The organism is Alcanivorax limicola, from assembly GCF_019931215.1.
GTDB classification, from domain to species: domain Bacteria; phylum Pseudomonadota; class Gammaproteobacteria; order Pseudomonadales; family Alcanivoracaceae; genus Isoalcanivorax; species Isoalcanivorax limicola.
The window spans coordinates 558,009-570,242 of the sequence record NZ_JAIOUB010000001.1 but is presented as its reverse complement, the minus strand read 5'-3'; the positions used below and the strand labels follow the sequence as shown (position 1 = coordinate 570,242).

At 59.4% G+C, this 12,234-nt stretch carries 10 protein-coding genes; 8 read left to right on the top strand and 2 right to left on the bottom strand.

Annotated elements, in window-relative coordinates; translation table 11 throughout:
- Nucleotides 1–62 precede the first annotated feature (62 nt).
- Complete coding sequence (gene cysB, locus K8B33_RS02475; RefSeq protein WP_223422919.1) at nucleotides 63–1,037, top strand: HTH-type transcriptional regulator CysB; 975 nt, start codon at nucleotides 63–65, stop codon at nucleotides 1,035–1,037.
- A gap of 8 nt (nucleotides 1,038–1,045) precedes the next feature.
- Here the strand turns inward: cysB and K8B33_RS02470 are convergent, their stop codons facing one another.
- A complete protein-coding gene (locus K8B33_RS02470; protein WP_223422917.1) occupies nucleotides 1,046–1,795 on the bottom strand; it encodes a phosphoadenylyl-sulfate reductase in 750 nt (249 codons plus the stop codon).
- A gap of 197 nt (nucleotides 1,796–1,992) precedes the next feature.
- Between K8B33_RS02470 and thrH the strand changes: the two genes are divergently transcribed.
- Complete coding sequence (gene thrH / locus K8B33_RS02465) at nucleotides 1,993–2,601, top strand: bifunctional phosphoserine phosphatase/homoserine phosphotransferase ThrH (RefSeq protein WP_223422914.1); 609 nt, start codon at nucleotides 1,993–1,995, stop codon at nucleotides 2,599–2,601.
- A 29-nt stretch (nucleotides 2,602–2,630) separates the two neighbouring features.
- On the opposite strand, the gene pabB is transcribed toward thrH, so the two are convergent.
- The gene (gene pabB / locus K8B33_RS02460; protein ID WP_223422911.1) at nucleotides 2,631–3,800 is read right to left on the bottom strand and encodes an aminodeoxychorismate synthase component I; all 1,170 of its coding nucleotides are present in this window, start codon (nucleotides 3,798–3,800) and stop codon (nucleotides 2,631–2,633) included.
- Nucleotides 3,801–4,136: 336 nt separating this feature from the next.
- On the opposite strand from pabB, the gene K8B33_RS02455 reads away from it, so the two are divergent.
- The 6 genes from K8B33_RS02455 (at nucleotide 4,137) to K8B33_RS02430 (ending at nucleotide 12,170) form a co-directional block, all read left to right on the top strand.
- Nucleotides 4,137–4,964 (top strand): DUF6160 family protein, encoded by an 828-nt coding sequence (locus K8B33_RS02455; protein ID WP_223422909.1) that lies wholly within the window; start codon nucleotides 4,137–4,139, stop codon nucleotides 4,962–4,964.
- Nucleotides 4,965–5,292: 328 nt separating this feature from the next.
- Nucleotides 5,293–6,105, top strand: a complete 813-nt coding sequence (locus K8B33_RS02450) for a C39 family peptidase (protein WP_223422907.1) — start codon at nucleotides 5,293–5,295, stop codon at nucleotides 6,103–6,105.
- A 58-nt stretch (nucleotides 6,106–6,163) separates the two neighbouring features.
- Nucleotides 6,164–7,198, top strand: coding sequence for a transporter (locus K8B33_RS02445; protein ID WP_223422904.1), 1,035 nt, complete (start codon nucleotides 6,164–6,166; stop codon nucleotides 7,196–7,198).
- A gap of 68 nt (nucleotides 7,199–7,266) precedes the next feature.
- Entirely contained in the window at nucleotides 7,267–8,943 is a 1,677-nt protein-coding gene (locus tag K8B33_RS02440; RefSeq protein ID WP_223422902.1) for an OmpP1/FadL family transporter, read from the top strand.
- The gene (locus K8B33_RS02435) at nucleotides 8,943–9,872 is read left to right on the top strand and encodes a hypothetical protein (RefSeq protein ID WP_223422900.1); all 930 of its coding nucleotides are present in this window, start codon (nucleotides 8,943–8,945) and stop codon (nucleotides 9,870–9,872) included. The genes K8B33_RS02440 and K8B33_RS02435 overlap by 1 nt, the downstream gene beginning before the upstream one ends.
- A 150-nt stretch (nucleotides 9,873–10,022) precedes the next feature.
- Entirely contained in the window at nucleotides 10,023–12,170 is a 2,148-nt protein-coding gene (locus K8B33_RS02430) for a hypothetical protein (RefSeq protein ID WP_223422898.1), read from the top strand.
- Nucleotides 12,171–12,234: the final 64 nt, after the last annotated feature.

Genomic DNA, 12,234 nt, shown 5'->3' with positions numbered 1-12,234 from the left:
TCTTTTATACCCCGGACGCATACTGGGCACCTGTCTTATAACCGATCGGCAGGAGCATCAGGATGAAACTGCAGCAACTGCGCTACGCCTGGGAAGTCGCCAGACACGAGCTGAATGTCTCCGCCACTGCCCAGTCTCTTTATACCTCCCAGCCCGGCATCAGCAAGCAGATCAAGATGCTGGAAGAAGAGCTGGGGGTCATCATATTTGCCCGCGCCGGCAAGCATCTCACCCATGTCACCCCGGTGGGGCAGCAGATACTGCACAAGGTCGGTGAGATTCTGCAGCATGTCGAGGCCATTCGCCGGGTGTCCCAGGAGTACCGGGACGAGGGCACGGGCGAGTTGCGCATTGCCACCACCCATACGCAGGCCCGGTATGCGCTGCCGCCGGTCATTCACCAGTTTACCGAGCGCTTTCCCGCCGTGTCCCTGCATATGCACCAGGGGACGCCAACCCAGATTGCCGAGCTGGCCGCCCACGGTGAGGTGGATTTCGCCATCGCGACTGAGTCACTGGGGTTGTTTTCGGACCTGGTGATGATGCCCTGTTACCACTGGAACCGGACGGTGATCGTGCTCAAGGATCATCCCCTGGCACAGACCGAGCGGCTGACCATCGAGCAGCTGGCCAAGTATCCGCTGGTCACTTATGTGTTTGGTTTTACCGGGCGCAGCAAGCTTGACGAAGCGTTCCGCCAGAAGAATCTGAACCCCAGGGTCGTCTTTACGGCGGCGGATGCCGATGTCATCAAGACTTATGTGCGGCTGGGCATGGGGGTGGGGATCGTGGCGCATATGGCGGTGGACCCGGTGCAGGATGCCGATCTGGTGAAGCTTGATGCCAGCCATCTGTTCGAGGCCAGCACCACGCACATCGGTTTTCACCGCAGCGCCATGCTGCGCGGCTACATGTACGAGTTCATGCGCGCCTTCGCCCCCCATCTGACTCGCGAGCGGGTCGATCAGGCTGTGGGGTGCCACAGCCGCGATGAGGTGGCAAAGCTGTTCGCCAGTATCGAGTTGCCGATCCTGTAGCCCGGGGCTCAGGAGATGTTGGTAACGTGCAACCCGCACTCTTTCTTCGTGGCCTCTTCCCACCACCAGCGCCCCTCACGTTCGTGCTGACCGGGCAGGACAGGGCGGGTGCAGGGCTCACAGCCGATAGACACGAAGCCCTGTTCGTGTAGCGGGTTGTAAGGCACCTCGTTGCCACGGATATAGTCCCAGACCCGCTGTGAAGACCAGTTGGCCAGCGGGTTGAACTTGATCAACTGCTGGCCTGGCGCGGCCAGCGCCGTATCCGCCTGTACCAGCGGGATTTCGGCGCGGGTCGGGGACTGGTCCTTGCGTTGACCGGTGATCCAGGCATCCAGTGTTGCCAGTTTGCGTTTCAGCGGCTCAACCTTGCGAATACCGCAGCACTCGCCATGGTCGTCCTGGTAGAAGCTGAACAGGCCTTTCTCACGCACCAGGCGTTCTACCCGGGTGGCGTCGGGAAACATGACCTCGATATCAATACCGTAATGGTTGCGCACTTTCTCTATAAAGGCGTAGGTCTGTGCGTGCAGCCGCCCGGTATCCAGCGTAAACACCTGCACCTGTTTGCCTGCCTGCTTGAGGCGCATGGCAAGATCAATCAACACCACGTCCTCCGCACCACTGAAGGAAATGGCGATGCGCTCGAAGCGCTCAAACGCCTCTTCCAGTAACTGGCGCGGGGACGCCTTTTGCAGGGCGTCATTCCACTCGGCGATGGCCTGGTCGGTCAGGGGGGGCTGTGCGGTCTGGGTCATGGCAACACGATATCGGCTTTGCTCAGGGACCGGCAGTCTAGCAGCGCGCGGCAGCGGTCTGAACCATTGTCTGGTTCTAAGGTTATAACCAGACCCGGCCTGACGGCCACGCGAAGCGGTTGTAATCAGGCGGTGCTGAGGCTAAATTGTCGCCGCCACCACAGCCGTGGTGCTACGCAAACTGTCAGGGGAAGCTCGTGGATATCGTCTGTCTCGACCTGGAAGGGGTCCTGGTACCGGAAATCTGGATCAACTTTGCCGAACGCACTGGTATCGACGCCCTGCGTGCAACGACCCGGGATATCCCGGATTACGATGTGCTGATGAAGCAGCGCCTGGCGATTCTGGACGAGCATGGCTACGGCTTGCCGGATATTCAGGCGGTGATTGGCGAGATGGGCCCGCTGGAAGGCGCCCGGGAATTCGTTGACTGGTTGCGCGAGCGATTCCAGGTAATCATCCTTTCCGATACCTTCTATGAGTTCGCCCAGCCGCTGATGCGGCAGTTGGGATGGCCGACGCTGTTGTGCCACAAACTCGAAGTGAATGCGGAAGGGCGCATCACCGACTACAAATTGCGCCAGAAAGACCCCAAGCGCATGTCGGTCAAGGCACTGCATGGCCTGAACTATCGGGTCATCGCAGCGGGTGATTCCTACAATGACACGACCATGCTGGCCGAAGCGGACGCCGGTATTCTGCTGCATGCACCGCAAAACGTGATTGATGAATTCCCGCAGTTCCCGGCGGTGCACAGCTACGAAGACCTCAAGCAGGAAATCCTCAAGGCCGTTGCCGCCTTCTGACGCGAGCCTTGCCGCGCGGCCCCGTGAACTCAGGCTCCGGGTGCCGGCGGCGAGGCGCTGAGCGCTGCCATCAGTTTTTCAACCTTGAACAGACTCTCCCGGTATTCCTGCTCGGGGTCCGAGTCGTGCACGATGCCGCCGCCGCCATGGCAGATGATCTCGCCGGCCTGGCTTTGCAGCGTGCGGATCAGAATGTTGGAGTCGAAGTCCCCGTTGGCTTTCTGCCAGAACAGGCTGCCGCAATAGAAGCCGCGCGGTGAACCTTCCAGCTCGGTAATGATCTGCATCGCGCGCCGTTTCGGTGCGCCGGTGATGGACCCGCCGGGGAAGCAGGCCAGCAACGCGGCCAGTGGCGTTACGTCCGGGCGCAGCTCGGCGGTCACGGTAGACACCAGGTGCTGCACATTGGAGAAGCGGCGCAGCTCGAACAGAGGCGCAGCCCTGACACTGCCCGGCACGGCCACCTGCCCCAGATCATTGCGCAGCAGGTCCACAATCATCAGGTTTTCCGCGCGATCCTTCTCGCTGGCCAGCAATGTGCGTCCGAATGCCGCGTCTTCATGCGGGCTGTCACCACGGGGCTGGCTGCCCTTTATGGGCTCGGTCACCATTTTGCCCTGACGAATGGACAGAAAACGCTCCGGGGATACCCCGAAAACCTGCCCCTCGCCATAGTCCATAAAGCAGGCGTGCGGGGCAGGGTGGGCGGCCAGCAAGCGGCGCCAGCCCGCCCAGGGCGAGCCGGTGAAACGGGCCCGGAAACGCTGGGCCAGATTCACCTGGTAACAGTCGCCGGCGGCGAGATAGGTCTGAATGCGAGCCATCGCGGACAGGTATTGATCCCGAGACCAGTCTGCCTGGAACGGCTGGGCCAACCGGAAATCATCACTGCCGGTTTCGCCAAGGGCGTCGTCAGTATGGGTGTAAATATGTACGACGGCGGTGGGGAGCGGGGTAGGGCGCGCGCAGTCAGGTGCGTGCAGGCCCCGGGCGGCTTCATAGCTGATCAGGCCTATGGCCATGCTTTCCGGATGCAGGGCCAGCAAGGCCTGCACTTGCTGCGGCAAGGTGCGAAGGCCAGCGACGTCATCTGCCGTAATACGCAGGGTGGCCACAGGGGTACGGCACACATGCCAGCGTTGACCGTCATGAAACGCGGCGCTGGGCAGTGTCGTGCGGGCCGGTGTTACGTGTGGCATCAGAAAGCGGGGCCTGGCGTCGGGAAGAGCGCATTCTACTCCCGGCAAGAGCTGGCTGCGAGTGCGCTCGTGCGTGGGGGTCTCCTGTTACGTAATGTAACCCGGGCAGGAGCATGACCCGACGAACGGTTGTCTTTTATATCTGGAATTTTGCCGGGCGAAAGTAATTATATTCATATATATCAAAGAGTTGTGGATTTATTCGGGGTATGCTGGAAAATTTGCCGGCGGACTGTCGATTTTGTATCTGAAGTGTTAACTTTATTCGGCCCGTCAGCGAGGCTGGGGGGATGAAGCCATAACAATAAGCGTTGTGCACACGCGATGGAGATAATAATGATGAAGAATTTCAGGAAACTTGCTCTCGTTTCAGCTATTGCCGCCATGCCGATGACCGGCTTTGCCATGCAGGCGATGGATGACGAAGCGTTGTCCGGGGTAACAGGTCAGGACGGTATTCGTATCGGCCTGCAGCTTGACGCTACACTGAACGTCGGTATCGAAGATACTGACGGCCATGCCTCCGCGCCGGATGCGGGTATGATCCTGCTGGTTGGCCACGCCCTCAACGGTACCGTGAATCTGGATATTGATGCCGGTACCAACGCTAACGGCAGCGTGCTGCGCATTGGCGTCGAGATCCCGACGCTGACGCTGGAAACCGGGGATATCTACGTTGTTGCCGGTACTGATGGCACCGACGTTGACGCGGGTCTGGCCAACGTCGCTGCACTGGCTGCTGCGGCTGATCCGGCTGACGCACTGATCGAGAACGTGTCGATTACCCTGAACGATCTGAGCCTGGGTATCGAGCTGGGCGAGGGGGCTGACAACTTCCTGTCAATCAATACGTCCTCTGCGTTTGATATCAATATTGGTGAACTGGGGAACGCGGCTGATAACTTCCAGCTCAACGACCAGGGCGCCAACGGTGGTGGTTCTGTCATCCTCGACCAGATTGCGATCCGTAACATCGACCTCGACGGCCTGACCGCCAATATCACCACCAACGGCCTGGAGATTTCGACCAACGCCGCACTGGGCAATATTGACTTGGCGATGATGGGCCTGACACTGGGCGACGCTGCTTCTGCGTCACTGGGCAACGTTTACGTTACCGGCCTGAACATGTCCAACCAGACCATTACCATTTCCGGTAAGTAAGTTCTGGAAGATAGTCTGTGCTTAGCAGAAGGCCCGGCATATGCCGGGCCTTCTGCGTACTGACCGCTACGGATGCCGTGGTGGCCTCCGGTGACAAAGCATCCGTGCATCACGGGGCTTGAGATTGGGCTACAAACAGGCAACAATTGGTGTCGTTTGACGGGGGCTGTGCAAACCTGTGTAAAGATGGGTTACGATACAGATCACATATTCTCCGAATATCAGGAACCTGTGACAGGCAGGCAGGTTGATCGCAGCGGTAACAGCGGCGACGACAGGCCAGACCGGCAGGCATAACAATAAAAGACAATAAAAAAGGGCATCCTGGATGCTTGTAGCGGTAATGGGCGTCGCCCTGATCTTTTTCGCGGTCAATCAGGCCACCGTGGTCGAGGACTACCCGACCGGGTATGTGCACTATGAGCACCCGACCCAGCAGGGGCCCGTCGTCGAGCGCGATATCCTTGTCAAACCTGTTTCCGAGTTCCGGTATCGGAACGTCGTGCGTCAGGCCTACGACTATTCCTGCGGTTCTGCTGCGCTCACCACCATTCTGAACCACTACCTGGGACGCCAGTTCGAGGAGCGGCAGATCATGGAGGGGCTGCTGCGCTTTGGCGAGCGGGAGCGCATTATCGAGCGTCGCGGCTTTTCGTTGCTGGACATGCGCCGTCTGGCGACCGCGCTGGGGCACCCCAGCGGTGGCTTCCGGGCTGAGATCAAGGATCTCCGGACACTGGATCACCCGGCCATCGTGCCGATCTCCTATGGCGGTTTCAAACACTTCGTGGTGTTGCGGGAATACCGTGACGGGCACATCCATGTCGCCGATCCGGCCCTGGGAAATATCAGTTTTACCGAATCCAAGTTCGAGGAAGTCTGGGAACAGAATGTGCTCTTTATCGTGTTCCCGAACGGGTTCGAGCCGCAGCAGGATCTGGAGCTGACCGACTATGATCTGCGCATGATTGATGAACAGACCATCAATCAACTGGCGTTCAGGGAGTTTCCGGTTTTCACCCGTCCCATGGAGCAGTGGGCCGATAAAGCGGGGACGTTGAACGCCGTATTGATTACCGATGATGACGATGTGGAGCGCGTGATCAATGTGCCCACGCGGACCTACTTCCGTCGAAAATAGAACGTCGTCGAAAAATAGATTCAGAATCTGAAAACGATAATAACAAATGGAAGCTGATATGAATTATTCCCGGGGTGTCGCATGGCTGGCTCTGGCAGGCATGATGGCGGGCTGGTCCGTGCAGGTGCTGGCTGAAGACAATGATGCAGACGAGGCGCGGGCCGCACTTCAGCAGCAGGAAGGGGATGCCACCGAAGAGAGTAATCTGGAGGAAGTCTTCCAGGCCTCTGAGCGGCAGTACTCATTGTTGCGTTCTGGCGGTATGGCGCTGAATTTTTCCGGTGACTACAGCTACTTTCGCAACGATCGTATCGACATTGCGATCGGTGATAATGGTGGAATCAGCCGTTTCCGCATCGAGAATGACGCGGAGCATTCATTCGGCGCCTCGTTGTCATTTGATTACGGCATCTGGAATAACCTGACATTCAACACGCGGCTGCCGGTGCAGTACAAATATGACACCGAGAAGGACGCACAGAAAGCCTCGCTCGGCGACATCACCTTCGGTTTGCGCTACCAGCCGTTCCCGGTCCGTCCCGGTGGTATCAATACGACCCTGTTCACGACGTTGTCTACCGCCACCGGCGACAGCCCCTACACCATTGATGCGCGGAACGATGTGTCCAGCGGCAAGGGTTATTACTCTCTGGGCGGTGGCGTCAGCATGAGCAAGGTGGTGGATCCGGTCGTCCTGTTCGGGTCTGTCGGTTACACCATGGCCTTTGATGCCACCGGGCTTGATCAGCAGCGTGGCAAGGAAACGCTGCGCCGCGTTGAGCCCGGTGATAGCCTCAGTTTCTCAATGGGCCTGGCTTACGCGCTCTCCTATGAAGTGTCTGTCAGTGCGAGCTACCAGCAATCCTATAACTTTGTCAGCCATTTCCGCTTCGAGGATGAAGACGGCATCGGCTATACAGCCAAGTCAGAGGATTCCACTTCCAGCATCCTCAATACCTCGCTGGGCTTGCGCACCTCCAGCAATCGGATCATCAACATCAGTTTCGGCTTTGGTCTGACGGAAGATTCTCCGGATGTGTTGCTGGGCATTTCCCTGCCCATCGATATCAGCGGCCTGAAGCCGGGCGCCTGATGCCGGTATCAACAGAAGTGGGATATCGGCGCGAGAACCTGCGTTCTCTGCGTCGGCGGCGAGGTCAAATGAAGAATAACAAGATGATGAGCCGGGTACTGAGTAACACAGCCGCAGCACTGTTGCTGGGGCTGACATCCATTGGTGCCCACGCCCAGCTGGCCACGAACCTGGCGATCGATGTGCGGGCCATGAGTATGGGCCATGCGGTAACGGCGGATCCGCCGGGCATCATGTCGATTCACTTTAATCCGGCAGGCCTGGCGCGCCTGGAAGGCCGGCAGATGAACCTGCAGTTTCTGGGCGCAGATTTCAGCATTGAATCCGAATTCAGCGCGCCGCCGGGATATAACGTGTTCGGTTTCTCCGACGACCCGATTGTCTGTGCAGATGCACCGAACAATGGTTCCGATGTGTGTAACGATTTCAAGACCAGCAAGAGCTCCATTGAGGGCGTTTCGCTGTATCTGCCGATCATCAATGATGTTGTGAATCTGCCGCCCGGGCCCTTGCTTGCCGGCCCGGTGCCGTCCTTTTCCATCAAGCCGCCGGGCTCCAAGTTTACCTTTGCGACTGCAGTCTATCTGCCGATGGCGGCGGGCTTTTATCGCGATGATAACGATGCAGGCAACTTCATGGGCCGGCGGGTGGCGCTGAACCGGATTACCTACCTGTCGCCCTCGGTCGGTTATCAGGTCAACGATACGCTGGCGATTGGCGCGTCCATCGGCTTCTCCTATCAGGGGGTGGCGCTGGAAACCGACATGCGTGCGCCCAATGAGTTGCTGGGTTTTGCGCGGATCATTGACGAGAGCCTGTGTGCGCCGTTCAAGGGCGAATCCAACTTCGCACTGGATTTCGTGCTTTTCGGTATCTGTAACCCCGATGAAGGGCTTGGTCCCTTCAAGAACCTGGCGTCTCTGGACGTGCAGATGGATCAGCGTTTCAGCCCCTCCTATAACCTCGGTGTGCTCTGGGAGCCCCGCGACTGGTTCGCCTGGGGCGCTGTATGGCATGCCCCGGTGGACGTGAGCATGCGCGGCAAGTACTCGATTCGCTACTCCAATGCGGCTCAGGAAACGGTGAACGGCATCGGCAGCAGCCCCACCGGTGCTATTGCGCTGGCCGTGCTGGGTATCCCTTCGCGCATTGGTGAAATGGATACCGGCATGATTTCCATGGATCTGACCATGCCCGCGCATTTCCAGACCGGGATCAAGGTCAATGCCACGGAGCGCTGGCAGTTCAATGTGGATGCCGTATGGGTAGACTACAAGCAGTGGGATGCCTTCAATTTCGAGTTTGATGGCCCTAACGCGGCACTGGCGCTGGCGCGACTGTTTTCACCCCAATCCACCCAGACCAGTCTGAGTTTCCCCCTGGGCTATGAATCCACCTGGAATCTGGCCTTCGGGGCGGAGTACACCATGACCGACCGTTTGCGCCTGCGCGCGGGCTACGAGCCTCGCGCATCCGCCATCCCTGAGGACCGTCGTTCGCCAATGGTGCCGATCAATGAGGCACGCTATTACAGCCTGGGTATGGGGTATCGGTGGGACAAGGACACGGAAATTGATGTGGCCATTGCGACGCTGCGCAGCCGTGACAGTATCCCGGCCAACACCAGCTGTGCGGCTAACTGCACCGGGATCAACAACGTGATCTACAACCCTTATGCCGGGCTCGATATTGAAACCAAGGCCACCATCAATATGGTCGGCCTGGCGTTCCGGACGCGCTTCTGATGACCTGCGCCGGGCGTCTGTGGCTTGTGCTGGCGGTATCCCTGCTCGCAGCGTGCACCGGCAATCGGGGCGATGGCGGCTTTTATGCCTATGTCGATGAGCAGGGCAATCTGGTCTCCGGCGAGATGGCTCGCAAGGGTCCGGAAGATATCCCTCAGGAAGCACGCTCGCGCCCCGACGCGCCCGCCGGACTCGAGGCGGACGACGCCCTGCTGGGCGATGTGCGTGAAGAGCCCGGCAAAGAGGGTCAGGCCTCTCCTGAAGGCATTGACGACAGTGATCGCTTTATCACCTGGTTTGATGCCGACGGCCGGTTGGTCCGCGAGCCAGTGGACTTCGTGGCAGCGCGCAAGGCGGCCACTGCACGGGGGCAGGGTTATGAGGACATGGCCGACGGCAGTGAAGCCGATGCTGCCGAGGTGGCAGAGGGATATCTGGAAACCGTTACGCCCATCAGTGCGGACTGCTGCCTCGCTATGCCCGAGCACGCCGTGCGGCTGGCTGCGGGGCGCGAGATACTGCTGCGCTTTGGCGAGGGGGATGAGGTGATGCTGCCGGTGGGCACTGCGCGCTATCCGGCCCGCATCGTCCGGTTGGCTGATGACGTGGCTGCCGTCGACATGACCAGCTTCAAGGGGCGGCAGGGCTATGTGCATCCACAGGTGCTGGTGCTGGATGATGCCGCTGTGCCGGTGCTGCAGATCAACAGCCTCTTCACGCGGCGCTATCCGGAGACCTGGTCGCGCTATGCCCATATCACGGGAACTCTGCCGCGGGAGCCGGGTCATCGTTATCTGGTAGTCTATATCGGGTACACCCCGGACGAGACGCCCGGCTTCATTCCCGAGACGGACAGCAGGTTGACGCAACGGGGCGAGGTGGTCCTGCGTGGCCGCCAACGACCAGAACGACGGGGCGGTACGGAATAACAGATCAACGGTGCTCAAAGTGGCCAGGGCAGGGTGGTATCGTTTAAAGTGCCGGGCCATGTGAGAAGCACAGACCGACGAATTTCAACCGGCGGCGCGGCTGTCCATCGCGGACGCCGCCGGCAGCACGCTTCAAATGAGAAGGGTTTTATGAGAATAACGACCGGTGAGGCTCAGATATTGTCAGTGCGACGGCTTGCCAGCGTGGCAGCGCTACTGGTTTCCGGGCTGTTGCTCAGTGCCTGCAATGGCGGCGAGGATTTTTCCGATGTCCGGTTGCCCGGCTGTGCCTTCGGCGCGCTCTGTCAGGAGAATATTGTCGGCGAGGTCTTCATTGAAGTCGTCGGCCCCAAACCGGAAAATCTGCGCTATCGATGCGGTAACTCCATCAGCCAGTTGCGTTCCGAGCCTTTCGAAGTGGTCTCCAGCGGCCGTATTATTCCGCCGTATACCGCAGTGTGTCCGAACAATTCACAGTTGGTTGATTTCTTCATCGGCAGCCGCTTTTTCGAGGGCACTGACCTGCCGTTCGGCCGGGTGCTGATCCCCTCTACACTGACACAGACCGGTGCGCGGACTGCCGCCGTACCGGTGCGTGAGCAGGGCCGCATGACCCTGCGTGTCACGCTGGCCGATATGGTGGATTCCCCGCGCAGGGTGCCCCAGGCCAATAATAACGCGGTACGCAATCGCTGGGCGCTGCTGCGTGCGCTGGGCAGCCCGTCGGATGATCTGGTTAATCCCGTGGCGGGCACGGAAGGGCCCATCAGCATTCCTGCTCTGGTGCATGAACTGGTGGATACCCGCTTCGAAGAACTGCTCGGCACTGCGGATCTGGATGCGTCGGATTACAACACGTTTACGGCAGGCTTCCAGCCGTTGCTGGATGCACTGAACGATGAGCTTGCGCCTGAGTATGAACCAGGCGAGGAAGTCCGCTACGCATTTCCGGCTAACCCGGGCGCGGATATTGCCGAGGTGCGGCGCGCCATGGACCAGACCCGGGCAGGCAATCTGAGCCTGGGCTACAACGATACCTCTGTGGGGGCGGCCGAGTACCTGTTCTCCGGCAAGGCGCCGAATCTTGAGCTTCTTGGCCTGTTTACGTCAGACCTTCTTGTCTTGCCTACCGGCAAACTGCTGGGGCTGGGGACGGTGTTGGTGGCTGACTCTACCGGCACATCGACGACGACACGGCGTGGTCTGGTGGCGGTAGACGGCGAACTGAATAATGAGCTGGTTTTCACGAATGTCGTTTTTGAAAACCTTCTGGGTGCCATGGATACCACGTCTATGGACCTCAATGGGCGTGTGCTTGCTGATTATGTTTTCAGTGGTGTGGCTGGACGCGCCAATGAAGACGATGACACGGACGCACGGCGGGACTTCGAGTTGTTCCTGCGCCCTGAGCTGAACGGTTATGAGCCGCTGGACCCCGACTTTGGCAGACTGGACGGCCAGATACTGGGTTACGATACGGTGGATATGCTCGAGGATGATACGGCGATCACGCCGGAAGGGCTGCCTGTGCGTGGCGGACGGACGTCGCGTGGCTCAGCATCGGTGAGTGCAGCGGTGCTGGACGAGATCGAAGGCATTTACACCCTGACGATCATGCGTGGCTGTACGGTGGACGATCCGGGTGACGGGGGCGAGTCGCCGGAGTGCTTCGAGGAAATCACAGAGGAAGAGCAGACGGATTATCCTGTGCGGTTCCAGATCGTCAACCCCGACGGTGGGCCGGATGAGCTGGAAGTAACCTTCAGCTTTGATTTTGCACGGGAGCGTCCGGGGTCATTCAGCGTGGGCGGCGGAGAAACCGGGCCACTGGAAACCTGTGTTGAGATTCAGCGCGACGCCAACGACAACGGCATCATATATGTCGGGGCGAACGGCGCCTGCCCGGACATAGACGGGCCCGGTGACAGCTTCCCGGTCGGTTTTGTGGGTAACGTGGTCAATGATGAAGATGGCGACTCACTGGGTGCTGTGGTCTTCATGCTGTTGACGGGGGATGAAGACAATATCGCCCAGTATGGCGTTCGCATCGAAGGCGCGATTGCGCTGCAGGAGTGTGGTCTGCCGCTGGTGCGGCCCAGCGAAGAAGGGCTCGAGAACGGCCTTCGCGCCCGCTGGATCGACAATTACCGGCCGGTGCTGATCCAGGCCGAGCTGGACGATGATCACGATTATGGCAATCTGGACGGCAATGATCCGGAAGCGGAGGTCAATCGCCAGTTGGTGTCCAATCTTCAGGGGCTGGTGAACTTCACGCGTGACGGCGTGGCCTGTCCCTGAGTCGTTGTTTTGACTAGCTGCCCCGGGATCGCCTGAGCGACCCGGGGCAGGGCCTGCTTTGTCG